Source organism: Kitasatospora nipponensis (genome assembly GCF_039528135.1).
GTDB classification, from domain to species: Bacteria; Actinomycetota; Actinomycetes; order Streptomycetales; family Streptomycetaceae; genus Kitasatospora; species Kitasatospora nipponensis.
The window spans coordinates 12,526-38,142 of record NZ_BAAALF010000043.1 but is presented as its reverse complement, the minus strand read 5'-3'; the positions used below and the strand labels follow the sequence as shown (position 1 = coordinate 38,142).

The 25,617-nt window shown below is 72.8% G+C and carries 21 protein-coding genes; 1 reads left to right on the top strand and 20 read right to left on the bottom strand.

The window, feature by feature from the left end; all coding sequences use genetic code 11:
* The 14 genes from ABD323_RS15025 to ABD323_RS14960 form a co-directional block, all read right to left on the bottom strand.
* The coding region (locus ABD323_RS15025; protein WP_344442050.1) for an ATP-binding protein at positions 1–2,939 on the bottom strand (2,939 nt) is incomplete at its 3' end.
* 176 nt (positions 2,940–3,115) lie between these two features.
* Positions 3,116–3,331: a hypothetical protein gene (locus tag ABD323_RS15020; protein WP_344442049.1), complete on the bottom strand. Its 216-nt coding sequence runs from the start codon at positions 3,329–3,331 to the stop codon at positions 3,116–3,118.
* Between the two features lie 280 nt (positions 3,332–3,611).
* Positions 3,612–5,120: an Asp-tRNA(Asn)/Glu-tRNA(Gln) amidotransferase subunit GatB gene (gene gatB / locus ABD323_RS15015; RefSeq protein ID WP_344442048.1), complete on the bottom strand. Its 1,509-nt coding sequence runs from the start codon at positions 5,118–5,120 to the stop codon at positions 3,612–3,614.
* 135 nt (positions 5,121–5,255) lie between these two features.
* Positions 5,256–5,495 carry a hypothetical protein gene (locus tag ABD323_RS15010; RefSeq protein ID WP_344442047.1) on the bottom strand — a complete coding sequence of 80 codons (240 nt, stop codon included), beginning with the start codon at positions 5,493–5,495 and terminating at the stop codon, positions 5,256–5,258.
* Positions 5,492–6,985, bottom strand: coding sequence for an Asp-tRNA(Asn)/Glu-tRNA(Gln) amidotransferase subunit GatA (gene gatA, locus ABD323_RS15005; RefSeq protein WP_344442046.1), 1,494 nt, complete (start codon positions 6,983–6,985; stop codon positions 5,492–5,494). The genes ABD323_RS15010 and gatA overlap by 4 nt, the downstream gene beginning before the upstream one ends.
* Positions 6,986–6,990: 5 nt before the next feature.
* Positions 6,991–7,287, bottom strand: coding sequence for an Asp-tRNA(Asn)/Glu-tRNA(Gln) amidotransferase subunit GatC (gene gatC / locus ABD323_RS15000; RefSeq protein ID WP_344442045.1), 297 nt, complete (start codon positions 7,285–7,287; stop codon positions 6,991–6,993).
* A 216-nt stretch (positions 7,288–7,503) separates the two neighbouring features.
* The gene (locus tag ABD323_RS14995; RefSeq protein WP_344442044.1) at positions 7,504–9,288 is read right to left on the bottom strand and encodes a putative bifunctional diguanylate cyclase/phosphodiesterase; all 1,785 of its coding nucleotides are present in this window, start codon (positions 9,286–9,288) and stop codon (positions 7,504–7,506) included.
* Between the two features lie 327 nt (positions 9,289–9,615).
* Positions 9,616–11,925, bottom strand: a complete 2,310-nt coding sequence (ligA, locus tag ABD323_RS14990) for an NAD-dependent DNA ligase LigA (protein WP_425555996.1) — start codon at positions 11,923–11,925, stop codon at positions 9,616–9,618.
* 22 nt (positions 11,926–11,947) lie between these two features.
* Positions 11,948–12,958 (bottom strand): methionine synthase, encoded by a 1,011-nt coding sequence (locus tag ABD323_RS14985; RefSeq protein WP_344442042.1) that lies wholly within the window; start codon positions 12,956–12,958, stop codon positions 11,948–11,950.
* A 141-nt stretch (positions 12,959–13,099) separates the two neighbouring features.
* A complete protein-coding gene (locus ABD323_RS14980) occupies positions 13,100–13,795 on the bottom strand; it encodes a hypothetical protein (RefSeq protein ID WP_344442041.1) in 696 nt (231 codons plus the stop codon).
* 75 nt (positions 13,796–13,870) lie between these two features.
* Positions 13,871–14,560 (bottom strand): SDR family oxidoreductase, encoded by a 690-nt coding sequence (locus tag ABD323_RS14975; protein WP_344442040.1) that lies wholly within the window; start codon positions 14,558–14,560, stop codon positions 13,871–13,873.
* 4 nt (positions 14,561–14,564) lie between these two features.
* The gene (locus ABD323_RS14970; protein WP_344442039.1) at positions 14,565–15,098 is read right to left on the bottom strand and encodes an LOG family protein; all 534 of its coding nucleotides are present in this window, start codon (positions 15,096–15,098) and stop codon (positions 14,565–14,567) included.
* A gap of 36 nt (positions 15,099–15,134) precedes the next feature.
* Entirely contained in the window at positions 15,135–16,298 is a 1,164-nt protein-coding gene (gene mnmA / locus ABD323_RS14965) for a tRNA 2-thiouridine(34) synthase MnmA (RefSeq protein WP_344442038.1), read from the bottom strand.
* 111 nt (positions 16,299–16,409) lie between these two features.
* A complete protein-coding gene (locus ABD323_RS14960; protein WP_344442036.1) occupies positions 16,410–17,579 on the bottom strand; it encodes a cysteine desulfurase family protein in 1,170 nt (389 codons plus the stop codon).
* A 157-nt stretch (positions 17,580–17,736) separates the two neighbouring features.
* On the opposite strand from ABD323_RS14960, the gene ABD323_RS14955 reads away from it, so the two are divergent.
* Positions 17,737–18,558 (top strand): IclR family transcriptional regulator, encoded by an 822-nt coding sequence (locus tag ABD323_RS14955; RefSeq protein WP_344442035.1) that lies wholly within the window; start codon positions 17,737–17,739, stop codon positions 18,556–18,558.
* On the opposite strand, the gene ABD323_RS14950 is transcribed toward ABD323_RS14955, so the two are convergent.
* The 6 genes from ABD323_RS14950 to ABD323_RS14925 all read right to left on the bottom strand — a co-directional run bounded on the left by ABD323_RS14950 (position 18,494) and on the right by ABD323_RS14925 (position 25,381).
* Positions 18,494–19,153: a trimeric intracellular cation channel family protein gene (locus ABD323_RS14950; RefSeq protein WP_344442034.1), complete on the bottom strand. Its 660-nt coding sequence runs from the start codon at positions 19,151–19,153 to the stop codon at positions 18,494–18,496. The genes ABD323_RS14955 and ABD323_RS14950 overlap by 65 nt on opposite strands.
* A 97-nt stretch (positions 19,154–19,250) precedes the next feature.
* Positions 19,251–20,318 (bottom strand): ABC transporter ATP-binding protein, encoded by a 1,068-nt coding sequence (locus tag ABD323_RS14945; protein WP_344442033.1) that lies wholly within the window; start codon positions 20,316–20,318, stop codon positions 19,251–19,253.
* A gap of 61 nt (positions 20,319–20,379) precedes the next feature.
* Positions 20,380–21,429, bottom strand: coding sequence for an ABC transporter ATP-binding protein (locus ABD323_RS14940; protein ID WP_344442031.1), 1,050 nt, complete (start codon positions 21,427–21,429; stop codon positions 20,380–20,382).
* Positions 21,426–22,436, bottom strand: coding sequence for an ABC transporter permease (locus ABD323_RS14935; protein WP_344442030.1), 1,011 nt, complete (start codon positions 22,434–22,436; stop codon positions 21,426–21,428). Before ABD323_RS14935 ends, ABD323_RS14940 begins: the two co-directional genes overlap by 4 nt.
* 110 nt (positions 22,437–22,546) lie before the next feature.
* Positions 22,547–24,310 (bottom strand): ABC transporter substrate-binding protein, encoded by a 1,764-nt coding sequence (locus ABD323_RS14930; RefSeq protein WP_344442029.1) that lies wholly within the window; start codon positions 24,308–24,310, stop codon positions 22,547–22,549.
* Positions 24,311–24,382: 72 nt separating this feature from the next.
* Positions 24,383–25,381: an ABC transporter permease gene (locus ABD323_RS14925; RefSeq protein ID WP_344442027.1), complete on the bottom strand. Its 999-nt coding sequence runs from the start codon at positions 25,379–25,381 to the stop codon at positions 24,383–24,385.
* Positions 25,382–25,617: the final 236 nt, after the last annotated feature.

Sequence of the window (25,617 nt, the reverse complement as noted above, 5' to 3'; positions counted from 1 at the left end):
ACCCCCCCCCGGCCCCCCCCTTTCCGTTGTCCCCCGCCCCCCCCCCCCCCCCCCCCGCCCCCCCCCGGCAGGCTGCGGGCGACCCCGACCCGGTCGGCCAACCGGGCGATCTCACGGCCCAGTTCGGCGTCCTCGCGCCGCTCGGCCAGCTCGGCCGCCTCGCCGAGCAGCGCCCCGGCCTGCTCGCGCCGCCCGGCCGCGGCCGCCGCGCCGCCGGCCCCCAGCAGGGCCAGCACCAGCGGGTAGGGCAGTCCGGTGGCGCGCAGCGGCTCGATCGCGGCGGCCCAGTGCTCCGGGGTGTCCGCGTCCACCGCGCGGGCCAACTCGGCCTCGGCCAACCGCATCCAGCCCTCGTGCAGCGCGACCAGCGGCCGCTGCTCGGCCAGCGCCTCGGCGATCCGGCGCAGCACCGCGGGCCGGTCCGGGTCGGCGGCGGGCAGGCCGCGCGAGTCCGCCTCCAGCGCGGCCGCCCGGGCCAGCACCGGCGGCAGCAGGCTCTGCCGGCCGGGCGGGAGGGCGTCCAGCAGGGCGAGCAGCACCGCCCGGCCGCGCAGCGGCTGCCCGCTGCGGGCCGCCAGGTCGATCTCCAGCCGCGAGCCCGGCAGCAGGTGCTGCGGCTGCTCGCGGGCCCGGTCCGCCCGGGCCAGCGCCAGGAACTCCCCAGCGGCCGTCAACTCGCCGGATATCAGTGCGAGTTCACCGCGCAGCCGGTAGAGGTAGGGGTCGTAGATCTCGGCCCGGCCGTCGCGCTCCCAGGCGGCCAGCAGGCGGCGGGCCTCGGCCGTGCGGCCGGCCAGCAGCAGGGACTCGATGAGGTTGCCGGCCAGGATCGCCCCGGTGTTGCGCAGCAGCCCCAGGTCACCGGCGGCGGCCAGCCCCTCCCGGGCCAGCGCCACCGCCTCCTCGGCCCGGCCCAGGTGGGCGAGCATGCTGGCCAGGTTGTTCAGCCCGCGGGTGACCAGGTCGGGGACGGCCAGCCGGCGGGCGCCCTCGATCGCCTCGCGCAGCTCCGCCACCCCCCGCTCCGGGTCGCCCAGTTCGGTGTGCAGAGAACCCAGCGTCATCCGGGCGTGCAGCTCGACGCTGGTCGCCCCGACCTGGCGGGCGATCTCCACCGCCCGCTCGGCGAGCGTGCGGTCGGTGAGGGCGGCGTGGTGCAGCATCGCGTGGTCGGCGGCCAGCGAGAAGACGTCCGCCTGCACCGCGGACGGCGCGCGCCCCTCGACCAGCCGGCGGGCGTGCGCCAGCTCCTCCTCCCCACCCTGCCGGCCCAGGTGGCCCAGCAGCCGGGCCCGGCTCATCCGGAACCAGGCGGCGCGCATCGGGTTGACGTTCTCGTCCACCAGCTTCAGGGCCCAGTTGGCCAGTGTCAGGCCGCGCTCGCGGTCACCGGCCCGGCGGGCCGCGACCACCGCCTCGGCCAGCACGTCGACCAGTTGCAGCCGCTCGCAGCCCGGGTCGTCGTCCGCGTGGACGCCCGCCTCCGCGTCGCACAGGGTCCGCCGGCAGTCGCACGGCGGGTAGGTCTCGGCCCAGTCGTGCGGCCGCAGGGTGGCGCGCAGGCCCTCCGCGGAGACCTCGTCCCACAGCTCGATGGCGCGCTCCAGCAGGCTCAGCTGCTCGGCGAAGGCGTTGCGGCGCCGGGCCGCCCGCGCGGCGTCCAGCGCGGTGGGCAGGGCGCGGGCCGGATCGTGCGCGTGGTACCAGTAGTTGGCCAGCCGGGCCGGCACCTCGGCCCCGTGCACCAGGGTCGGGTCGGCCTCCAGGGCGGTGGCGAAACGGCGGTTGATCCGGTGCCGCTCGCCGGGCAGCAGGTCGTCCGAGACCGCCTCGCGGACCAGCGCGTGCCGGAACCGGTAGCCCTCGCCGTCCTTGTCCGGTGCCAGGATGTTGGCGCCCACCGCCGTGCGCAGCGCGTCCAGCAGGTCGTCCTCCGGGCCGTCGAGCACGGCGGCCAGCAGCTGGTGCTCGACCCGCGAGCCGCCCTCGGCCGCGATCCGCACCACCCGCTGGGTCTGCTCCGGCAGCGCCTCGACGCGCACCAGCAGGATGTCGCGCAGCGAGTCGCTCAGCCCGACCGCGGACCCCTCCTGGAAGGAGCAGGCGAGCTCCTCCACGAAGAACGGGTTGCCCTCGGAGCGGCGGTGGATGCGCTCCACCAACTGCCGGTCGGGCACTGCCGTCCCCAGGATGCCGGCCAGCTGGGCGGCCACCTCGCGCCGGCCGAAGCGCCCCAACTCCAGGCGCTGCACGGTGCGCTGGCGCTCCAGCTCGGCCAGGAAGGGGCGCAGCGGGTGGCGCCGGTGCAGGTCGTCGGTGCGGTAGGTGGCCACGATCAGCACCCGCGAGCGGTGCAGGGTGCTGATCAGGTAGCCGAGCAGCTCGCGGGTGGAGCGGTCCGACCAGTGCAGGTCCTCGATCGCCAGCACCAGGGTGCGCTGGGCGCTGAGCCGTTCGAAGAGCCGGGCGATGTGCTCGAAGAGCCGGGCGCGGCCGTACTCGTCGTTGGGTTCCGTACCGAGCTCGCCGAACTCGGGCAGCAGCCGGGAGAGATGACCCTCCATCCCCTCCGCGGCCCGCTCCAGCTCGGGACCCAGCCGGCGGTGCAGGCGACGCATCGCGGTCACCAGCGGCGCGTACGGCAGGCCCTCGGCGCCCACCTCCAGACAGCCGCCCGTCATCGTGACGGTGGCGGTGGGGGCGGGAGCGGTGGAGCCGATGGGCGCGCACGAGGCGTCGGGGCCGGCCGGGGCCCCCGGATCGGCGCGCTCGGCCGCGCAGAGGAACTCCTCCAGCAGCCGGGTCTTGCCCACCCCGGCCTCGCCGCCCACCAGCAACGCCTGCGGCTGCCCCGCCGAGGCACGGCGCAGCGCCGCCATGAGCGCGGCGGTCTCGCTGCCGCGGCCGACGAAGACGGGACTGACCGAGATCTGCTCCACGGCGCCGAGCATGCCACAGCCCTGCGACGGTGATCGAAGGGTTATCCCCAGGGGTGGGACGGCGGCACCACGGCCGGGAGGGAGGGCGCCGACGGCGACCCTCCCTCCCCTTTCCCCTGCCGCTGCGGACGGCGGGTCCGGCGCTCCCCGCGTGGCGCCGCACTCCTGCCGATCCGTCAGCATTCGCCCAGCGGAGCGGCGACCCGGCAGCCCGCCACCGGGGCTGCCCGGTGACCGCTGTCGCGGCGCAGACCCCGGCTGATGCGGGCCAGCGGGCCGCGCCGGCCGGCGGCGTCGCCACGGGCCCGGCGGACCTCGGCGGCCAGCCGCTCGTGCGCGGCGATCTCGCGGAGCTCGGCACTGCGGCGGCGGTAGATCTCGTACTCCAGCATCACTGCGACCCCTTGGTCCCCAGAACGCGGTCCGATGCCCCTGTGGCCGTCCCGTCGTCCGATACCCCAAGGTTCCTCGCCCAGGGGGGTGGGCCGCATCGGCAGCATGCCGGATCTTCCCGGGCCCCGGCTCCTTAGAGGGACCGGGCCGGACGCGAGAACGCCGGTGGCCACCCCTAAGGAGGGGCGGCCACCGGCGTTCCGGGGGCCTTAGACGGGTGATGCCTTAGACCGACTGGGCCTGGCACCGGCCGAGGACCGGGTGAGGCCTAGGAGCGGCTCAGGCGGCGCCGAGCTTCTGCAGGATCAGGTCCTTCACCCGGGCCGCGTCGGCCTGCCCGCGGGTGGTCTTCATGACCGCGCCGACCAGCGCGCCCACCGCGGCCACCTTGCCGTCGCGGATCTTGTCGGCGATCGCGGCGTTCTCGGCGATCGCCTGGTCCACCGCGGCGCCGAGCGCGGAGTCGTCCGAGACGACGGCCAGCCCACGGGCGGCCACCACCGCGTCCGGCTCGCCCTCGCCGGCCAGCACGCCCTCGATCACCTGGCGGGCCAGCTTGTCGTTCAGCTTGCCCTCGGCCACCAGCGCGCAGACCCGGGCCACCTGGGCCGGCGTGATCGGCTGCTCGGCCAGGTCGGTGCCGGTCTCGTTGGACCGCCGGGCCAGCTCGCCCATCCACCACTTGCGGGCCTGGTCGGCGGGGGCGCCGGCGGCGATGGTCTCCAGGATCGGCTCGACCGCACCGGCGTTCAGCACCGACTGCATGTCCTTGTCGGACAGGCCCCACTCGCCCTGCAGGCGGGCACGGCGCACCCGCGGCAGCTCGGGCAGCGCGGCCCGCAGCTCCTCGACCCACGCGCGGGCGGGGGCGATCGGCACCAGGTCCGGCTCGGGGAAGTAGCGGTAGTCCTCGGCGTTGTCCTTGATCCGGCCCGAGGTGGTCGAGCCGTCCTCCTCGTGGAAGTGCCGGGTCTCCTGGATGATCGTCCCGCCGTCACCCAGCACGGTGGCGTGGCGCTGGATCTCGAACCGGGCGGCCCGCTCCACGCTGCGCAGCGAGTTGACGTTCTTGGTCTCGGAGCGGGTGCCGAACGTCTTGGTGCCGTTCGGGCGCAGCGACAGGTTGACGTCGCAGCGCATCTGCCCCTTGTCCATCCGCGCCTCGGAGACGCCCAGCGCCTTGATCAGCTCGCGCAGCTCGGCCACGTACGCCCGGGCCACCTCGGGCGCACGGTGCCCGGCGCCCTCGATCGGCTTGGTGACGATCTCGATCAGCGGGATGCCGGCCCGGTTGTAGTCGAGCAGCGAGTGCGAGGCGCCGTGGATGCGGCCGGTCGCGCCACCGACGTGGGTGGACTTGCCGGTGTCCTCCTCCATGTGGGCGCGCTCGATCTCGACCCGGAACGTCTCGCCGTCCTCCAGCTGCACGTCGAGGTAGCCGTTGAAGGCGATCGGCTCGTCGTACTGCGAGGTCTGGAAGTTCTTCGGCATGTCCGGGTAGAAGTAGTTCTTCCGCGCGAACCGGCACCACTGCGCGATCTCGCAGTTCAGCGCGAGACCGATCTTGACCGCCGACTCCACCCCGATGGCGTTGACCACCGGCAGCGAGCCCGGCAGCCCCAGACAGGTCGGGCAGGTCTGCGAGTTCGGCTCCGCGCCCAGCTCGGTGGAGCAGCCGCAGAACATCTTCGTCCTGGTGCCCAGCTCGACGTGCACCTCCAGTCCCATCACGGGGTCGTAGGAGGCGAGCGCGTCGTCGTAGGAGACGAGCGTCGAGGTGTCAGCCATGGTTGTTTCCCGGTCCTTCCAATGTCTTGCTCATGTCCTGTCCACCACGCGGCGAAGGATGGCGCGTCCCGCAGCCGATCGACGGCGGGTCGGCCCGTACCCCGGGCACGGGCCGACCCCCCGGTTCGTCCGTCCTCAGCCCAGCAGGACGTCGTCGTCGCCCAGGCGGCGCAGTTCGCGCACCAGCAGGGCGGTGCCCGTCACCAGGGCGAGGGCGCCGACGGCGGCGTTGGCCAGCAGCAGGTTGTCCTGCTCGGAGCGGGCCTTGCGGATGTCCTTGACGATGCTCAGGACGCCGAAGGCGCTGGTTCCGATGGACAGCCACAGGCCGGGCTTCGTGTGCTTGAAGCCCTTCGCCTTCTCGATCTTGCTCACAGTGCCGGTGCCTCCTCCAGCAGGGGGTGCCCCCACTTGTCGTTGAGTGCGGCCTCGACGGCGCCGCCCACGCGGTACAGGCGGTCGTCCGCCATCGCGGGTGCGATGATCTGCAGGCCGACCGGGAGATTGTCCTCCGGGGCGAGCCCGCAGGGCAGCGACATGGCCGCGTTGCCCGCGAGGTTCGAGGGGATGGTGCACAGGTCGGCCAGGTACATCGCCATCGGGTCGTCGGCGCGCTCGCCGATCGGGAAGGCGGTGGTCGGGGTGGTCGGCGAGATCAGCACGTCCACGCCGGCGAAGGCGGCGTCGAAGTCCCGGGAGATCAGCGTGCGGACCTTCTGGGCCGAGCCGTAGTAGGCGTCGTAGTAGCCCGAGGAGAGCGCGTAGGTGCCCAGGATGATGCGGCGCTTGACCTCGGGGCCGAAGCCGGCCTCGCGGGTCAGGGCGGTGACGTCCTCGGCCGAGCGGGTGCCGTCGTCGCCGACCCGCAGGCCGTAGCGCATCGCGTCGAAGCGGGCCAGGTTGGAGGAGGCCTCGCTGGGCGCGATCAGGTAGTAGGCCGGCAGCGCGAGGGTGAAGGACGGGCAGGAGACCTCGACGACCTCGGCGCCCAGCTCGCGCAGCAGCTCCACGCTCTCGTGGAAGCGCTGCATCACCCCGGACTGGTAGCCCTCGCCGGCGAACTCCTTGACCACGCCGATCCGCATGCCGCGCACGTCGCGCAGCTTGGCGGCGGCGACCACGGCCGGCACCGGCGCGTCGATGGAGGTGGAGTCCAGCGGGTCGTGGCCGGCGATCGCCTCGTGCAGCAGGGCCGCGTCCAGGACCGTGCGGGCGCAGGGCCCGCCCTGGTCCAGGGAGGAGGAGAAGGCCACCAGGCCGTAGCGGGAGACCGAGCCGTAGGTGGGCTTGACGCCGACCGTGCCGGTGACCGCGCCGGGCTGGCGGATCGAGCCGCCGGTGTCGGTGCCGATCGCCAGCGGGGCCTCGAAGGCGGCCAGCGCGGCCGCCGAGCCGCCGCCGGAGCCGCCGGGGATCCGGCCGAGGTCCCAGGGGTTGCCGGTGGGGCCGTAGGCGCTGTTCTCGGTGGAGGAGCCCATCGCGAACTCGTCCATGTTGGTCTTGCCGAGGATGACCACGCCCGCGTCCTTGAGACGGGTCGTCAGGGTGGCGTCGTACGGCGGGACCCAGCCTTCGAGGATCTTCGAGCCGCAGGTGGTCGGGACGCCCTTGGTGGTGAAGACGTCCTTGAGCGCCAGCGGGACGCCGGCCAGCGGGCCGAGCTCCTCGCCCTTGGCGCGCTTGGCGTCCACCGCGCGGGCGGCCGCCAGGGCGCCCTCGGTGTCCACGTGCAGGAAGGCGTTGACCTTCTTGTCGACGGCGTCGATGCGGTCCAGGTGAGCCTGCGTCACCTCGACGGCGCTCACGGCGCCGGAGGCGATGGCGGCGGCGGTGTCGGCCGCGGTGGAGCGGATGAGGTCGGTCATGGGTGTTAGTCCTCCCCCAGGATCTGCGGCACGCGGAAACGCTGCTCCTCGGCGGCCGGAGCGCCGGACAGCGCCTGCTCCGGGGTGAGCGAGGGGCGCACCTCGTCCGCGCGCATGATGTTGGTCAGCGGCAGCGGGTGGGAGGTCGGCGGGACGTCCTGTCCGGCGACCTCGGAAACGCGGGCGACCGCGCCGATGATCACGTCGAGCTGCTCGGCGAAGTGGTCCAGCTCCTCCGCCTGCAACTCCAGACGCGACAGCCGGGCGAGGTGGGCGACCTCCTCGCGCGTGATGCCAGGCATGCAGCGATCCTCAAGGTGAGTTCTGGTGAGGTCGGCGCCGCCCGGTGGGGCGGACGACCGGCCCGGACGGGGATCCGGCGGCTGGGCCGCGGTGATCGTCCGTCCTCCTGTCTGTGCTGCCCATCCTAGGGGGCCCCGGGTGTCGGGGACGTTACCGCCGGGTCCTCGGGCCCCGGCCCGCGGCCCGCCGGCGCGCGGCGGGCGGCCCGAAGGGTGTCACTGGGGGGTCGTGGGGGCCTCCGCGGGCGGCGCCAGCGGCTGGCCCGTGGGGGTCGGCAGGGGCGCGGCGGGCAGGCCGGGGCAGGGCAGTTCGGGATAGGTCAGCTCGGCCTGCCCGGTCCAGCGGTCCATCGTGGTCAGCCGCTCGGCGGAGGGCGGGCCGGTGCGGTGCACCCGCAGCCAGGCGGTGGCCTGGTCGGCCGGCAGCGCGGCGGAGACCAGCCAGCCCTGGACGGCGTCCACGCCCAGCCCGTGCAGGCGCTCCCAGGTCTCGTCGTCCTCGACTCCCTCGGCGACCACGGTCAGGCCCAGCGAGTGCGCGAGCTCGACCGAGCAGCGGACCACGGCGGCGTCGTGGTCGTCGGCGACCATCCGCGAGACGAAGGAGCGGTCGATCTTCAACTCGCCGACCGGCAGGCTGCGCAGCCGCACCAGCGAGGAGTGGCCGGTGCCGAAGTCGTCCAGCGACATCCCCACGCCGTGGCCGCGCAGTTCGGCCAGGGTGTCGGCGGCCAGGCGCGAGTCGTCCAGCAGCAGCCGCTCGGTGATCTCCAGCTGGAGCGCGTGGGCGGGGACCTGGTGGCGGGCCAGGTGGCCCGCCACCCGCTCGGCGAAGCCGGGGTTGAGCACGTCGCGCGGCGAGACGTTGACCGCCACCTGCACCTGGAGGCCCTGCGAGCGCCAGGTGGCGAGCTGGCCGATCGCGGCCTCCAGGACGTAGTCGGTCAGCCGCGGCATCAGACCGCTGGACTCGGCCAGGCCCACGAACTCGTCCGGCGAGACCTTGCCGCAGCCGGGGCGCTCCCAGCGCAGCAGCGCCTCCAGGCCCACCACCCGGCCGTCGAAGGCCACCTTGGGCTGGTAGTGCAGCTGCACCTCGCCGGTCTCCAGCGCCCGGCGCAGGTCGCCGAGCAGGCCGATCCGGTAGGGCGTGTCGGCGTCCTGGGAGTGGTCGTAGCGCTCGACGCCGGTGCGGCCGCGCTGGGCGTGGCCCATCGCGACGTCGGCGCGGCGCAGCAACGATTCTGCGCTTCCGGCGTGCTGGGGGTAGACGCAGACGCCGGCGGTCGCCTCCAGCACCAGCAGCAGGCCGTCGAGGCGGATCGGGGCGGCGAGTTCGGCGATCAGGGTCTTGGCGAGGCGCTCCAGCGTGTCGGCGCGGCCGACCCCGGGGAGCAGCACGGCGAACTCGTCGCCGCCCATCCGGGCGACCACCGCGCGCCGGCCGCCCTCGGCGGCCGACGGCAGCGCGGCCAGCAGTTCCTCGGTGTCGCGGCGCCGGTCGGCGGCGCCCGAGGGGGCGGCCGCGGCCGGCGCGCCCTTGATCGGGCCGGTCGGGTCGAGGTGGCCGCCGCGCAGCACCCGGTGCAGCCGGCGCCCGATGTGCACCAGCAGCCGGTCGCCGGCGGCGTGCCCGAGCGTGTCGTTGAGCGACCGGAACCGGTCGAGGTCGAGCAGGATCAGTCCGACGCTGTAGTCCGCCTCGTCCTGGTGGTCGGCGATGGCCTCCTGCGCGGCCAGCAACAGGGCGTGACGGTTCGGCAGCCCGGTCAGTGGATCGGTGAGCTGGTCGCGGGCCCGGTCGCGGGCGATCCGCCAGGCCGCCACCAGGACGGCCAGCGGAACCGCGAAGAGCGGCAGCAGCTCCGGCTCGTGACGGCTCACCAGGACGGCCAGCGGGATCAGCGGTGCGGCCCCGGCCAGCAGCACACCGAGCAGCAGGACCGCGCCCGCCACCCCCTGCGGCGGGCGCGTCAACGCACCGCCGGTCGAACGATCCATACGCCCTGTCCTCCGTCAGGCCCGCCCCCGCCAGGCCGCATAGCGGCTGGAACCGACTCGAAGAACGGTCGGCCCTGGCACTCCTGATCGAGTGCCAGTCGGTCTCAGCCGGGAAGCGCCCCTGTCGGCGCCGGACGAACCCGGTGCCCCCACTCCTGCTGACACGCTGTTGCACTCCAGGGTAAGTCCGCGCCCAGTGCGGGGGCGGACTTTCGGTCATCCGGGAGCACGCCAGCAGGGATCCGGCGCCGCACAGTGACACGATGCCCTGTTTGGCGCCCCGGCACCCCGCTGACGGGGCATCAGCACGGTAACAAGAGGGACACGTCAGCCCTGGTCAGCCTCCGCGGGGGTTACCTGCTGCGGTTCGGCGGCCGGCTCCGCGGCCGGCTCCTCCAGCGCGGGCAGCCCGAGGTGCGCGCGAGCCGCGGCCGGGCCGGCCTCGAGCAGCACGGTGAAGCCCTCGTCGTCCAGCAGCGGCAGATTGAGCTGGACGGCCTTGTCGTACTTGGACCCGGGATTGTCACCGGCGACCACGAAATCGGTCTTCTTCGACACCGAACCGGTCACCTTCGCGCCCCGACTGACCAAGGCCTCCTTGGCGCCGTCCCGGGTGTGCCCGGCCAGCGTCCCGGTGACCACCACGGTGAGCCCCTCCAGCGGGCGATCGGCCTCCTCCGCGGGGGCCTCCTCGGTGAAGCGCACCCCCGCCTCGCGCCATTTCCGCAGCACCTCGCGGTGCCAGTCCTCCTCGAACCACTCCAGGATCGAGCGCGCGATGATCGGCCCGACGCCCTCGGTGGCGGCCAGCTGCTCCTCGGAGGCGGCGAAGATCGCGTCCAGGTCGCGGAACTCGCGGGCCAGCGCCTGGGCCGCCACCGGGCCGACGTGACGGATCGACAGGCCGTTGAGGTAGCGCCAGAGCGGACGCTCGCGGGCCCCCGCCAGGTTCGTCAGCAGCAGCCCGGCGGCCTTCTTCGGCTCGCCCTTCAGGTTGGCGAAGAACGTGACCTGCTTCTCCTGACCCGTCGCGTCGTCCAACTTGGGCATTCCGGTCTTCTGGTCGCGAACCAGCACCTTGATCGGCAACAGCTGGTCGAGAGTCAGGCCGAAGATGTCCCCCTCGTTCTTGACGGGCGGCTCCTTGGGCTCCAGCGGCTGGGTGAGCGCGGTGGCCGCCACGTAGCCCAGGCCGTCGATGTCCAGCGACTCGCGACCGCCCAGGTAGGCGATCCGCTCGCGGACCTGGGCCGGGCAGAACTGGGCGTTGGGGCAGCGCAGGTCGATGTCGCCCTCGGACATCGGGCGCAGCTGCGCGCCGCACTCGTGGCAGTGGCTGGGCATCACGAACGCGCGCTCGGTGCCGTCCCGCAGGTCCTCCACCGGGCCGAGGATCTCCGGGATCACGTCACCGGCCTTGCGCAGCACGACGGTGTCGCCCAGCAGCACGCCCTTGGCCTTCACCACCTCCTGGTTGTGCAGGGTGGCGTACTGCACCATCGAGCCGGCCACCTTCACCGGCTCGGCCAGCACCGCGTACGGGGTGGCCCGGCCGGTGCGCCCGATGCCGACCTGGATCCGGGCCAGCCTGGCGGTGACCTCCTCCGGCGGGTACTTCCAGGCGATCGCCCAGCGCGGCGACTTGGAGGTGGCGCCGAGCCGGCCCTGCAGCGCGATCTCGTCCACCTTGACGACCACGCCGTCGATCTCGTGCTCCACCGAGTGCCGCTGCTCGCCGAACTGCCGGATGAAGGCGCGGACCTCGTCCAGGGTGCCCACCACCCGGTTGTGCCGGGCGGTGGGCAGACCCCAGTCGTGCAGCAACCGGTAGGCGTGCGACTGGCAGTCGATGTCGAAGCCCTCCCGGGCGCCGATGCCGTGCACCACCATGTGCAGCGGACGCGAGGCGGTGACCTGCGGGTCCTTCATCCGCAGCGAACCGGCGGCGGCGTTGCGGGGGTTGGCGAACAGGCGCAGCAGCGCGTGCGGGCGCCGGCCCTGACTCGCGCGCTCCTCGTTCTCGGCCCGGCGGCGGTCGTTCTCCGCCGCGAGCGAGGCGTTGAGCTCGGCGAACGCCTCGGTGGGCAGGTAGACCTCCCCGCGGATCTCCACCAGCGCCGGGATGTTCTCGCCCCGCAGCTGGTGCGGGATCTCCTTGATGGTGCGCACGTTGGCGGTGATGTCCTCGCCGACCCGGCCGGTGCCGCGGGTGGCGGCGAGCACCAGGCGGCCGTGCTCGTAGGTGAGGTTGACGGCCAGGCCGTCCACCTTGAGCTCGCAGAGGTAGTGGTAGTCGATGCCGTCCAGCTCGCGGGCGACGCGCTCGGCCCACTCGGCGAGCTCCTCGTCGTCCATCGCGTTGTCCAGGCTGAGCAGGCGCTCGCGGTGCTCGACCTTGGCGAAGCCCTCGGCCGCGGCGCCGCCCACCTTCTGGGTCGGCGAGTCCGGGGTGACCAGCACCGGGTGCTCGGCCTCCAGCGCCTCCAGTTCGCGCATCAGCGTGTCGAACTCGGCGTCGCTGACGATCGGCGCGTCCTGCTCGTAGTAGCGGACGCGGTGCTCCTCGACCTCGGCCGCGAGCTCAGCGTGCCGCCTGCGCGCCTGCGCGGGGACCTCGTCCCAGCTCTCGACAGCCACCACCGTGAAGCCTCCTACCGTCTCACTCCGGGTTGTCCACCAGGCTCTGGGCACCCCTCACACTGAGTGACAACGCGGTGCGCGCGTAGGCCGGGCTCGCGCCCGCCAGCCCGCAGGTCGGCGTCACCAGCACGCGGCGTCCCAGCAGTTCCGGATCGAGCCCGAGCCTGCGCCACAACGTCCTGACACCCGCGACATTACCGGCCGGGTCCGACAATCCCCCGTCCGTGGCGGGCACCACTCCGGCGAGGATCACCGTGCCGGCCTCGACCGCCTCGCCGATCACCTCGTCCTCACGCTCTGTCAGCAGCTCGAAGTCGAGCGAGACCCCGGCCACACCGGCCCGGCGCAGCAAGGGGATTGGCACCCCGGGCGCGCAGCAGTGGACGACCGTGGGGGTCTTCAGCGCGCCGATCACCGAACGCAGCACCTCCTCGGCCACCTGCCGGTCCACCGAGCGCAGCCGCTGGAAGCCGCTGGCGGTCTTCACCCCGCCGGTGAGCACCGCGGGCAGCGAGGGCTCGTCCAGCTGGAGGACGAGCTGCGCGCCGGGGACCCGGCGGCGCAGCTCCGCGAGGTGGCGGCGCAGGCCCTCGGTGAGCGAGCCGGCGATGTCGCGGCAGGCGCCGCGGTCGGCGAGCGCCTTCTCGCCGTACTTGAGCTCGATGGAGGCGGCCAGCGTCCACGGGCCGACGGCCTGGACCTTGAGCGCGCCGGTGTACCCCTGGGTGAACTCCTCCAGCGCGTCGAGGTCCTCGCCGAGCCAGGAGTGCGCCCGCCGGGTGTCGCGGCCCGGCCGGTCGGCGAACCGCCAGCCGCTGGGCTCGGTCTGCGCGAAGAGCTCGACGAGCAGCCCGGCCGAGCGGCCGATCATGTCGGCGCCGGGCCCGCGGGCGGGCAGCTCGGGCAGGAACGGGAGCTGCTCGAGCGCACCCACCGCGGTGCGAGCGGCCTCCCGGGCGTCGGTACCGGGCATCGAGCCGACACCGGTGGCGGCGCCGAGCAGGGCGGGGAAGGAGAGATCGGTGGTCACAGCCGAAGCCTACGAGAACGCGCGGCGCCCGCCGTGCCCGCCGGCGGTGGACCGGGGGGACGGCGGGCGCCCGCGGGGTCGGTCAGCTCGCCGCCCCCCCGGTCCCCCCCCGGCGGGCACGGCGGGCGCCCGCGGGGTCGGTCAGCTCGCCTTCCAGGCGAGCGGGGCGCCGCTCTTGTTGACCCAGAGCACGTACTTCAGCGGCTTGTCGCTGGGAGCCAGGTAGATCGCGCACTCGTGCTCGGTCTGGCCCTTGACGAAGTCGGCGCCGCCCTTGGGCACGTCACTCTGGCACTGCGGGAAGCCGCTCAGCAGGTCGATCTTGGGCGCCTGGTCGGTGTCGCTGACCATCGCCCGCAGCTGGGCGTTGAAGTACGGCTCGAAGAGGCCGTTGCCGCCGGTGTGGGTGTAGCTCACCGAGACGTAGTACGGCGTCTTGCCGGCGAGGTCGGCCGCCTTGGCGAACTTGGCCAGGTCGGCGACGTCGCCCTTGACCACCTTCACCGGGCCGATGGTGAGCGAGATGTCGCCCTTCTGGTGGTCGCTGTAGACGCCCTGGGCCTGCGCGGACGGCGCCAGGGCCGCCGCGAAGCCGGCGCCCGGGCCGCCCGGCGCCGAGCTCGCCGGAGCGGAGGCCCCGGCGGAGGTGGACGGTGCGGCACCACCCTTCGAGGGCGCGGCGGCGCTCTTGGACGGCGCGGCCGAGGAGGCCGCCGCGGACGGCGCCGCCGAGGAGGCGCCGGCCGGGGCCGGGGTCTCGTCCGGCCCGCAGCCGGTGAGCAGCAGGGCCAGCGCCGCCGCCGGAACGGCAGCGCGAAGCAGCGTGGAAGTGCGCATGAAGGAATCCCCCGTGGTGATCATCTCTGTCTGGCGCAGAGACTCTAACGGAGATTCAGGACCCCTTCGTCCCGCTCACCGTCCCGGGCGGACCGTCACCTCGGTGATCTCGGCGTCCCGCGGCAGGTCCAGCGCGGTGACGACGGCGGTGGCCACCGACTCCGGGGCGATCCAGCGGTCCGGGTCGTAGTCGGCGCCCTCCTGCTGGTGCACCTTGAGCTGCATCGGGGTGGCGGTGCGGCCCGGGTAGACGGTGGTGACCCGCACGCCGGCCGGGTGCTCCTCGTGGCGCAGCGAGTCGGCCAGCGCGCGCAGGCCGAACTTGCTCGCGGCGTAGGAGCCCCACTCGGCGTGCGCGTTCAGGCCCGCGCCGGAGTTGACGAAGACCACGTGGCCGCGGGTGATCCGCAGCTGGGGCAGGAAGAGCCGGGTGAGCTCGGCGGGGGCGACCAGGTTGATCGCCAGGGTCTCGTTCCAGACCTTGACCGGGGTGTCGCCGACCGGGCCGAGTTCGACCGTGCCCGCCACGTGCAGCAGCGAGTCCAGCTCGACCGGCTGGGTCTGGTTGCCCAGCGCCCAGGAGAGCCGGGCCGGGTCGGCGAGGTCGCCGATGAGGGTCTGCGCGGTGGGGAAGGCGTGGCGCAGCTCGGCGGCGCGCTTGGCGTTGCGGGCCAGCAGCCAGACCTCGTCGCCGCGCTCGGTGAGCCGCTGGGCGAGGACGGCGCCGATGCCGGAGCCCGCGCCGGTGATCAGATGGGTAGCCATGGGGTCACTCCGAAGCAGGGGCGAGAAGGGCGAGGGCCTCGGCCGGGGAACCGGCGAAGGTGATCAACTCGGCCAGCGGGCGGGGCAGGAAGCCCTCGGCGTCCATCCGCTCCAGCTGGCTGCGCAGGCCGTCGTAGAAGCCGGTGGTGTCCAGCACCACGACGGGCTTGTCGTGCAGGGCGTGCTTCTTGAGCTCCAGCACCTCGGTGACCTCGTCGAGCGTGCCCAGGCCGCCGACCAGCACCACCACGGCGTCGGCGCGCATCAGCAGCTGCGCCTTGCGCTCGGCCAGGTCGCGGGTCATCACCAGCTCGTCCGCGCCCTGGTAGCCCTTGTGCGCGAGCAGCTCGACCAGGACCCCCACCAGCCGGCCGCCGGCCTCCTTCACGCCGTCGGCGAGCACGCCCATCAGGCCGGCGTTCGAGCCGCCCCAGACCAGGGTGTGCCCGCCGTGCCCCAGCAGCCGGGCGAACTCGGCGGCGGGGGCGGAGTAGCGCTCGTCGAGCGAGTACGCGGAGCAGAAGACGCAGATGTTCATGGTGCTGAAAGGTCTATCACGCCGGCCGCCGGGCGATCACCCGATATCCGCGGCCACCGGATCCACGCCCACCGGGCCCCGCTCGGTGGCGGCGATGGTGGCCGAGCCGACCACCCGGGTGCCGTCGTAGAGCACCACGGCCTGGCCCGGCGCGACGCCGCGCACCGCGCGCTCCAGGCGCACCCGCAGCTCGCCGTCGACCACCTCGGCGCTGACCGGCACCTCCTCGCCGTGCGCCCGCAGCTGCGCGCCGTAGGCGCCGGCGGCGGGCGGGCGCCCCTCGCACCAGCGCGGCCTGATCGCGGTGAGCGCCAGCACGTCCAGCCCCTCCACCGGGCCGACCGTCACCGTGTTGTTCACCGGCGAGATGTCGAGCACATAGCGCGGCTTGCCGTCGGCCGCCGGGCGCCCGATCCGCAGGCCCTTGCGCTGGCCGATGGTGAAGCCGTAGGCACCGTCGTGCTCGCCGAGCTTGCTGCCGTCGGCGTCCAGGATGTCGCCGGCGGCGGTGCCCAGGTGCTTGGCCAGGAAGCCCTGGGTGTCGCCGTCGGCGATGAAGCAGATGTCGTGGCTGTCCGGCTTCTTCGCCACCGCCAGGCCGCGGCGCTCGGCCTCCCGGCGGATCTCGTCCTTGGTGGTGTCGCCCAGCGGGAAGAGCGCGTGCGCCAACTGCTCGGCGTCCAGCACGCCCAGCACGTACGACTGGTCCTTGGCGGCGTCCACCGCGCGGTGCAACTCGCGCGTGCCGGTGGGGCCTTCGAGGATCCGCGCGTAGTGCCCGGTGCAGACCGCGTCGAAGCCCAGCGCGATCGCCTTGTCCAGCAGCGCGGCGAACTTGATCTTCTCGTTGCAGCGCAGGCACGGGTTGGGGGTGCGGCCGGCCGCGTACTCGGCGACGAAGTCGTCGATCACGTCCTCGCGGAAGCGCTCGGCGAGGTCCCAGACGTAGAACGGGATGCCGATCACGTCGGCGGCCCGCCGGGCGTCGCGGGAGTCCTCCAGGGTGCAGCAGCCGCGCGCGCCGGTGCGGAACGACTGCGGGTTGCCGGAGAGCGCCAGGTGCACGCCGGTGACCTCGTGCCCGGCCTCGGCCGCGCGCGCGGCGGCCACGGCGGAGTCGACCCCGCCGGACATCGCGGCCAGCACGCGCAGGCGGGGACCGTTGGACGGGCCCGTCGGGGCGCCAGGAAAGTCAGTCATAGTGCGTTCCAGGGTACGGGGTGCCCGCAGCCTGCTTCCCGGCGTCCGGGCGGCGGCCCGAACGGGCGACCGAGCGGGCGGGTGGCCGTCCGGGCGGGGGGCCGGCCCCGATCAGCGCTGGCCCGCGCCGCGGGCCCGGCTGACCACCGGGCCGATCGCCTCGGCCAGCGCGTCCACGTCCGCCTTGGTCGAGGTGTGGCCCAGCGAGAAGCGCAGCGAGGAGCGGGCGAGCCGGGCGTCGGCGCCCAGCGCCAGCAGCACGTGGCTGGGCTGGGGGACGCCGGCCGAGCAGGCCGAGCCGGTGGAGACCTCGATGCCGGCCGCGTCCAGCAGCATCAGCAGCGCGTCGCCCTCGCAGTCGGGGAAGGAGAAGTGCGCGTTGGCGGGCAGCCGGCCGGCGCCGGCCGGGTCGCCGGAGGGCACCGCGTCCGGCACCGCGGCGCGGATCCGGGCGATCAGCTCGGCGCGCAGCGCGCCGACCGTCTCGGCGTGCTCGGCGCGGCGCCGGACGGCCAGCGCGGCGGCGGCCGCGAAGCCGGCGGCGGCGGGCACGTCCAGCGCGGTGGAGCGCACGTCGCGCTGCTGGCCACCGCCGTGCAGCACCGGCACCGGGGCGACGCCGCGCGACAGCAGCAGCGCGCCGACCCCGTACGGTCCGCCGATCTTGTGGCCGGTGACGGTCAGCGCGTCCAGCCCGGAGTCGGCGAAGGAGACCGGCACCTGACCGAGCGCCTGCACCGCGTCGGCGTGCATCGGGATGCCGAACTCGCGGGCGATGGCGCTCAGTTCGGTGATCGGCTGGAGGGTGCCGATCTCGTTGTTGGCCCACATCACGGTGATCAGCGCGACGGAGGCGACATCGCGCTCGACGGCCTCGCGCAGCGCCTGGGGGTGCACCCGGCCCAGCGCGTCCACCGGCAGGAACTCGACCCGGGCGCCCTCGTGCTCGGCCAGCCACTGCACCGCGTCCAGCACCGCGTGGTGCTCCACCGGGCTGCAGAGCACCCGGGTGCGGGCCGGGTCGGCGTCGCGGCGGGCCCAGTACAGGCCCTTGACGGCGAGGTTGTCCGATTCGGTGCCGCCACCGGTCAGCACGATCTCGCTCGGACGGGCGCCGAGCGAGGCGGCGAGCGACTCGCGGGACTCCTCGACCACCCGGCGGGCGCGGCGGCCGGCGGCGTGCAGGGACGAGGCGTTGCCGGTGACACCGAGGTGCGCCGTCATCGCGGCGATCGCCTCGGGGAGCATCGGGGTGGTGGCCGCATGGTCAAGGTATGGCATGGCTGCACCAGTGTAGGCCCCGCCCGGGCCCGCCCGGTCAAGGGCCCGCGGATGGTCACGATTTGGCCATTGCACGGTGTGCAACGCCCCGGTTAGCCTCCTGGCTCACACAGCCCGTGGGCCGGCCGCGGACAGGGCGGGGAAGGGTGGGTCGGGCATGTCGCAGACCGTCGACCGGGCGCTGACGATCCTGGCCTCGCTGGGCGAGGGCCCGGCCTCGCTGGAGCAGGCCGCCAACACCGTCGGGGTCCACAAGTCCACCGCCCTGCGGCTGCTGCGCACGCTGGAGGAGCACGGCTTCGTGCACCGCCAGTCCGACCACCGCTACCGGCTCGGCGGCCGGTTGCTCTCGCTGGCGCAGACCGCGCTGGAGGGCATCGACGTCCGCCAGGTCTCCGCCCCCTACCTCGCCTCGCTCAGCGAGCGGTACGGCCACACCGTGCACCTGGCGGTACTGGAGGGCAGCGAGGTGCTCTACGTGGACAAGGTGGAGAGCCGCTACCCGCCCGGCCCCGACTCCTGGCTCGGCGCCTCCTCGCGGATCGGCCGGCGCGGGCCGGCCGCCGCCACCGCGGTGGGCCGGGTCCTGCTGGCCGATCTGGCGCAGGATCAGCTGACGGCCGCGCTCGAGGGCTACGAGCCGCCGGCCCGCGGCCCGCGCGGCACCCGGTCCGCGCAGGAGCTGCGGGCCGAACTGGTCGCGGTCGGCCGGCAGGGCTGGGCGCTGGACCAGGCCGAGTACGAGGAGACGGTGAACTGCCTGGCCGCCCCGATCAAGGGCATCGACGGCAAGGCCATCGCGGCCTGCGCGATCTCCGCGCCCACCGCCGTCGCCCCGGTCGGCGAGCTCAACCGGCTGCTGCCCGAACTGCTCTGCACGGTGGAGGCGATCTCGCTGGCCTACGGCGGCTCGCCTACTCCTCGCTGGTGCGAGAACCGTTGCGGTGCCAAGCACGCGGTGCGCGCCAGCCATACCTGAGCGCGAGCATCCGCAGCACGAAGGCGATCATCGCGGCGCTGCTGGCGGTGAACGTGGTCAGGTCGTCCAGCGCGATCAGCACCGCCACCATGGTCGCGCCGACCAGCGCGGGCACCGCGTAGATCTCCCGGTCCCAGCGCAGCAGCGCGGGCGGGTCCTGCGCCAGCACGTCGCGGATCACCCCGCCGCCGGCCGCGGTCAGCATCCCCAGCGCCACCGAGGCCACCGAGCCGAGCCCGTAGTCGTGCGCCTTGGCGGTGCCGGTGACGCAGAAGAGCCCCAGACCCAGCGCGTCCAGGGTCTGCACCGCGCGGTTGATCCGCTCCACCTCGGGGTGCAGGAAGAAGACCACCAGGCCGGCCACCAGGGGGGTGAGGAAGTAGCCCAGGTTGGTGAAGGCCACCGGCGGGACGGCGCCGATCAGCAGGTCGCGCATGACGCCGCCGCCCAGCGCGGTGGCCTCGGCCAGGACGCAGATGCCGAAGATGTCCATGTTCTTGCGCACCGCGAGCAGGCCGCCCGACAGGGCGAAGACGAAGATGCCGAACAGGTCGAGCGGCTGCTGCACGTCGGGCGAGAAAATCTGCGAGGTCACCCGGTCAGTGTCCATGTCCGACCGTATTTTGACCGAATCCGACCGGATTGGCGCGGCCGGCGGACCCTCCCGACCAGGAGGGTCCGCCCGGCGGCGGCTACGCCCGGGCCAGGTCCTTCGGCTCGCCGGGCGCCGGCGGCGCGGTCTCCGGGAAGTGGCAGGCCACCTCGTGCCCGGTGGCGAGCGCCACCAGCGGCGGCTCCTGGCTGGCGCAGACGTCCTGCGCCTTCCAGCAGCGGGTCCGGAAGCGGCAGCCGCTGGGCGGGTTGATCGGCGAGGGGACGTCCCCGGTCAGCAGGATCCGCTCGCGGCGCTCCTTGCGGCGCGGGTCGGGCACCGGGACGGCGGAGAGCAGCGCGACGGTGTAGGGGTGGGCCGGCCCGGCGTAGAGGGTGTCCCGGTCGGCGATCTCGACGATCTTGCCCAGGTACATCACCGCCACCCGGTCCGAGACGTGCCGCACCACCGAGAGGTCGTGCGCGATGATCAGGTAGGTGAGGCCGAGCTCGCGCTGCAGGTCGTCCAGCAGGTTGACCACCTGCGCCTGGATCGAGACGTCCAGGGCGGAGACCGGCTCGTCGGCCACGATCATCTTGGGGCGCAGCGCCAGCGCCCGCGCGATGCCGATCCGCTGGCGCTGGCCGCCGGAGAACTCGTGCGGGTAGCGGTTGTAGTGCTCGGGGCTGAGCCCGCACAGCTCCAGCAGCTCCTGCACCGCCTTCTTCACGCCGCCCTCGGTGGCCACCTTCTGCAGCCGGAACGGCGCGCCGACGATGGTGCCCACCGTGTGCCGGGGGTTCAGCGAGGAGTACGGGTCCTGGAAGATGATCTGCAGGTCCTTGCGCAGCGGCCGCATCGCGCCGGTGCTCAGGTGGGTGATGTCGTGACCCTCGAACTCGATCTTCCCACCGGTGGGTTCGTCCAGCCGCGTGATGAGCCGGCCCATCGTGGACTTGCCGCAGCCCGACTCCCCCACCACGCCCAGGGTTTCGCCGGCGCGCACCTCGAAGGAGATCCCGTCCACCGCGCGCACCGCGCCGACCTGGCGGCGCAACAGCCCGCGGTTGATGGGGAAGTGCCGCTGCAGGTCGGTGACCCGCAGCAGCGGCCCGCCCTCCGGGGAGGGCGTGGGGGCCGGTACCGACGCCGCCTGAGTATCCGTCATGATGCCTTGGTCTCCAGGTGGTTCACGAGCAGAGAATGGTTCACCGGACGCGTGGTGCCGTTCACAGCAGTGGCGCGATCTCGTCGGTGAAGATCCGGTGCCGCTCGGCGGCCGGCAGGTGGCAGGCGGCGTGGTGCCCGGCCGTGGTCTCGGTCAGCACCGGGCGTTCGGTCCCCGAGCGCCCGCCGGTGCGCTCGGCGAACGGGCAGCGCGGGTGGAAGGCGCAGCCGCTCGGCACGTTGATCAGGCTCGGCGGGGTGCCGCGGACCGGGATCAGGCGCTCCTGCAGGGCCCGGTCCAGCCGGGGCATGGAGCCCAGCAGGCCCCAGGTGTAGGGGTGTTCGGGCGCGTCGAAGAGGGTGGCGGCCGGCCCGCGCTCCACGCACCGCCCGGCGTACATCACCAGGATGTCGTCGGCCAACTCGGCCACCACGCCCAGGTCGTGGGTGATGATGATGACGGCCGAGCCGAACTCCTTCTGCAGGTCCCGGATCAGGTCCAGGATCTGCGCCTGGACGGTGACGTCCAGCGCGGTGGTCGGCTCGTCGGCGATCAGCAGCGAGGGGTCGTTGACCAGGGCCATCGCGATCATCGCGCGCTGGCGCATGCCGCCGGAGAACTGGTGCGGGTAGTCGTCCACCCGCTTGTCCGGCTGCGGGATGCCGACCCGGTCGAGCATCTCGATCGCCCGGGTGCGGGCCGCCCTCTTGGACGCCTGCGGGTTGTGCACCCGGTAGGCCTCCACGATCTGCTGGCCGACCGTGTAGTACGGGTGCATCGCGGTGAGCGGGTCCTGGAAGATCATCGCCATCGAGCGGCCGCGCAGCCGGCGCACCCGCTCGGGCTCGGCGGTGACCAGCTCCTCGCCCTCCAGCCAGATCCGGCCGCTGATCTTGGCCCGCTTGGAGCGGTGCAGGCCCATGATGCCCAGGGAGGTGACCGACTTGCCCGAACCGGACTCGCCGACGATGCCCAGGGTGCGCCCGCGCTCCAGGTCGAAGCTGACCCCGTCGACGGACTTGACCAGCCCGTCGTCGGTGTCGAAGTGGATGCGCAGATCACGCACGGACAGGAAGCCCGCATCGGGCTGCGGTTCGAGCTCGACGGTCACGACAGCCTCACGCGGGGGTCGACGGCGGCGTACAGGAGGTCAACCAGGAGGTTGCACAGGACGATGAAGAAGGCGGCCACCAGGGTCACGCCGAGGATCTTGGGCAGGTCGTTGTCGGAGATCGCGGAGACCGCGAAGAAGCCGATGCCCTGCAACGAGAAGACCTGCTCGGTGATCACCGCGCCGCCCAGCAGCAGTCCCAGGTCCATGCCGAAGATGGTCAGGATCGGGGTGAGCGCGGCGCGCAGTCCGTGCCGGACCACCACCTGGCGCTCGTGCAGGCCCTTGGCGCGGGCGGTGCGGATGTAGTCCTCGCTCATCGTCTCCAGCATCCCGGCCCGGGTGAGCCGGGCGTAGAGCGCGGAGTAGAGGAAGGCCAGCGAGATCCACGGCAGCACCAGGTTGCGCGCCCACATCAGCGGGTTGCTGATGAAGTCGACGTAGTGCAGGTTGTCGAAGACGGGCCACTGGTAGCTGAAGAGGAAGAGCAGCAGGGCGCCGGTGAAGAAGATCGGCACCGAGACGCCGGCCAGCGCCACGCCCATCGAGACACGGTCGAAGACCGACTTGGGCCGCAGCGCCGAGACCACGCCGGTGGCGACACCGGCGAGCACCCAGAGCACCGCCGCGCCCAGCGCCAGCGAGAACGTCACCGGCAGCCGGGTCCGGATCTCCGGCCAGACCTCGACGTGGTTCTTGAACGAGTACCCGAAGCACGGCACGTGGCAGGTGACCGGGTTGGGGCCGAACTTGTACTGCGCCCCGACGAACAGCTGCTTGACGAACCGCCCGAACTGCACGTAGACGGGCTGGTCGAAGCCGAGGTTGCGCTTGACCGCGGCCAGCGCCTCGGGGGTCGGGTTCTTGCCGATGTACTGGGCCGCGAGCTGGTCGGTGGTCTCCCCCGCCAGCTTGGGCAGCAGGAAGAAGATGCCGAAGGTGACGGCACTGACGACCAGGAGCAGCACCAGTGCGGCGAGGGTCCTGCGAATGATGTAGGCCAACACAGTTGGACGGCTCCGGTGCCCCGCCCCGGGTCGGGCGCCCTGGTGGGGCGCCCGACCCGGGGCCGGCTCCGCTTGCCTTCACCTGCCTTCAGGGATGTGGAGCCAGGCTCTTACTTGTTGGTGCCGATGTTGAGGTAGTCGTACTCACCGCTGAACGCCGAGGTGGAGACCAGGTTGGTGGCGCTGGACGAGCGGTAGAGGAAGACCTTGAAGTCGGTGAGCGGCACGTACGCCGCGTCCGCCATGGTCTGCGCGTCGATCTGCGCGTAGTCCTTCTCACGGGCCGCGGTGTCGGGGTTGATCGCCGCGTCGTCGATCAGCTTGTCGATCGCCGGGTCGCTCAGCTGGGCCAGGTTGCTGTTGCCGGAGGCCTTGATGGCCCGGCTGTCGACGATCTGCTGCAGGAAGCCGTAGCCGGTCGGCCAGTCGGCGCCCCACTGCATCATCATCATGCCGACGTTGTTCTTGTTGATGTAGTCCGGCACGCCCGCGTAGTCGGAGAAGTACTTGCCCTGCGGGAACTGCTGGATGTCCAGCGTGATGCCCACCTTGGCCAGCGAGTTCTGGATGGCGGTGGCGGCGGCGATCTCGGTGGCGCGCTCGCTGCGGGCGATGATGGTGGTCTTGAAGCCGTTCGGCTGCCCACAGGCGGTCAGCGCCGCCTTGGCCTTGGCCACGTCGCCCTTGTCACCGGCGGTGGCGTAGGGGTTGATGTCCTGGTGGCCCGGGATGTCGGGCGGCAGCACGGAGGTGGCGATCGCCCCGCGCAGCGGGCCGCCCTCGGCGGTCTGCACGGCGGTCTTGTCGATCGCGTACTGGACGGCCTTGCGGCAGTCGGCGTTGTTCAGCGGCGCGACCTGGGTGTTCAGCGCCATGTAGACCAGCCGGCCGCCGTAGGCGTTGTCGGTCTGACCCTTGAGCTTGGAGTCCAGCAGGATCTTCGCCTGGGTCTGCGGGTCGACGCCGCCGCCGACCAGGTCGACCTGGGCGTTGCCGGCGATCAGGTCCTGGTCGATGGTGGCCTGGTCGATGTTCATCTTCAGCACGATCTTGTCCGCGAGCTGCTTGCGGATCGGGTCGGTGCTCGCGTCCCAGTTGGTGTTGGGCACCAGCTCGGCGCCCTTGCCGTCGTCGTAGGACTGGAACTTGTAGGAGCCGCTGGAGACGATGTGCTTGACGTAGCCCGCGCCGTCGTCCTTGGCCGCCGGCACCGGGGCCGTCTGCGGGGCGCTGACCAGGTAGTCGAAGTCCGCGAACGGGTGCTTGAGGTGGAAGACGATGGTGGTGTCGTCCGGGGTCGCGATGGACGCCAGCCCGCCGTCGCTCTTGTCCTTGTACGGGCCCTGGTACGGCGTGGCGTTGTCCACCAGCAGGTCGTGGAAGTAGACCGGCCCGTTGGAGTTCACGTCGGGCGCGAAGTTGCTGCGCTCGACCGCGTACTTGACGTCCTTGGAGCTGATCGGGGTGCCGTCGTCGAACTTCAGGCCGGCGCGCAGCTTGTAGGTCCAGGTCAGACCGTCCGAGCTGACCTGGCCGAGGCCGGTCGCCAGGTCGGGAGCCAGCTTGTTGCCGTCCTTGCCCGCGCCGGGGGCGAAGGTCGTGAGCGAACGGGCGTACAGCCGCGAGAAGTTGTAGATGTAGGCGTAGTAGGTGTTACCCGGATCGAGGGAGTCCGGGGTGCCCTTCATCTCGTAGGTGACCGTGCCGCCCTTGTGGTCCGAGGCGTTCACGACACCGGTGGTCGCGGCGTTCTGGCCGGCCACCGTGCTGCCGGAGCTGCCGGAGGTGGCGCCCTTGCTGCTGGAGCAGCCGCTCACCACCAGCGCGACGGTGGCAGCCGTCGCGGCCAGGGCGAGAGTACGGGAACGATGCATCGCTGGATCAACCCCTTTGGGGGAAGTGGTGAACCTGTGGATGGGAAGCCCTGCGTGTTCCTCGGGTGAGGGTCAGTTGCTGCGCGGGTCCAGGGCGTCGCGCAGGCCGTCGCCGAGCAGGTTGAAGGCCAGCACGGTGAGGAAGATCGCCAGGCCGGGGACCACCATGTACGCGGGGTCCACCTGGTAGTACTTGATCGCGTCGTTGAGCATGCCACCCCAGGAGGCCTGGGGCGGTTCGATGCCCACGCCGAGGAAGCTCAGCGCGGCCTCGAAGAGGATGTTGGTCGGGATCAGCAGCGTCGAGTAGACCAGGATCGGCCCGGTCAGGTTCGGCAGCAGCTCCTTGAACAGGATGAAGGGGCCACGGGCACCCAGGCTGCGGGCCGCGAAGACGAACTCCCGCTCGCGCAGCGAGAGCGTCTGCCCGCGCACGATCCGGCCCATGTAGGGCCAGTTGAAGAACCCGATCACGAAGATGAGCACCGCGATGTGCAGCGGCAGGCCGTGCAGGCCGAACGCGCCGCCCTGCAGCGAGGCCGAGATGGAGATCGCGAAGAGCAGCAGCGGGAAGGCCAGGAAGGTGTCCATCACCCGGCTGATCGCGGTGTCCACCCAGCCGCCGTAGTAGCCGGCGACGACGCCGAGCACGGTGCCGATGGTGTTGGACAGGACGGTCGCCCCGAAGGCGACCAGCAGCGAGACCCAGGAGCCCTCGATGATGCGGGCCAGCACGTCGCGGCCCAGCAACGGGTCCAGGCCCAGCAGGTGGCTGCCGCTCATGCCGCCGGCCGAACCCAGTGGCAGACCGCCGAGGTTGGCGTCCAGCAGGTCCGGGTTCTGGGCGTTGGGGTCGAGACCGGTCAGTGCCTCGATCGGCTTGGCGAACACCGCGAGCAGCACCAGCAGGATCACCACGACCCCGCCGGCCATCGCCGCCTTGTCGCGCTTGAAGCGCGTCCAGGCGATCCGGCCCAGCGAACGCCCCTCGATCGTGCGGGCGGGCGCGGCGGCCGCGTCGGCACCGGGCTCGCGGGGAGCATTTTCGGTGCTCTGGATGCTTGTGGTCATGGGCAGTTGGGATCCCCTCGCCGACCGTGGTCGGCCCCATGGCGTCCTGTCACAGGTACAAAGTCGCAGGTCCAGGTCAGGCACTGCCCTCCATACCGTCCAGGTTGCTCGGCTGGTGCGGTGCGCAGCACTCTTCACGCTGCCATCAGCCTTGCGCCAGACCTGCCCATCGAAGGATGCCCAACTGTGATCTACCGGCAACCAAGATCGCTAAACCGCCGCGGGGCATGCCGATC

Coding starts and splice junctions, on each gene's coding strand:
- ABD323_RS15020 (WP_344442049.1), bottom strand. CDS start 3,331: ATGCTGGAGTACGAGATCTACCGCCGCCGCAGTGCCGAGCTCCGCGAG.
- gatB (WP_344442048.1), bottom strand. CDS start 5,120: ATGGCTGACACCTCGACGCTCGTCTCCTACGACGACGCGCTCGCCTCC.
- gatA (WP_344442046.1), bottom strand. CDS start 6,985: ATGACCGACCTCATCCGCTCCACCGCGGCCGACACCGCCGCCGCCATC.
- gatC (WP_344442045.1), bottom strand. CDS start 7,287: ATGCCTGGCATCACGCGCGAGGAGGTCGCCCACCTCGCCCGGCTGTCG.
- ABD323_RS14995 (WP_344442044.1), bottom strand. CDS start 9,288: ATGGATCGTTCGACCGGCGGTGCGTTGACGCGCCCGCCGCAGGGGGTG.
- ABD323_RS14980 (WP_344442041.1), bottom strand. CDS start 13,795: ATGCGCACTTCCACGCTGCTTCGCGCTGCCGTTCCGGCGGCGGCGCTG.
- ABD323_RS14975 (WP_344442040.1), bottom strand. CDS start 14,560: ATGGCTACCCATCTGATCACCGGCGCGGGCTCCGGCATCGGCGCCGTC.
- ABD323_RS14970 (WP_344442039.1), bottom strand. CDS start 15,098: ATGAACATCTGCGTCTTCTGCTCCGCGTACTCGCTCGACGAGCGCTAC.
- mnmA (WP_344442038.1), bottom strand. CDS start 16,298: ATGACTGACTTTCCTGGCGCCCCGACGGGCCCGTCCAACGGTCCCCGC.
- ABD323_RS14960 (WP_344442036.1), bottom strand. CDS start 17,579: ATGCCATACCTTGACCATGCGGCCACCACCCCGATGCTCCCCGAGGCG.
- ABD323_RS14955 (WP_344442035.1), top strand. CDS start 17,737: ATGTCGCAGACCGTCGACCGGGCGCTGACGATCCTGGCCTCGCTGGGC.
- ABD323_RS14945 (WP_344442033.1), bottom strand. CDS start 20,318: ATGACGGATACTCAGGCGGCGTCGGTACCGGCCCCCACGCCCTCCCCG.
- ABD323_RS14930 (WP_344442029.1), bottom strand. CDS start 24,310: ATGCATCGTTCCCGTACTCTCGCCCTGGCCGCGACGGCTGCCACCGTC.
- ABD323_RS14925 (WP_344442027.1), bottom strand. CDS start 25,381: ATGACCACAAGCATCCAGAGCACCGAAAATGCTCCCCGCGAGCCCGGT.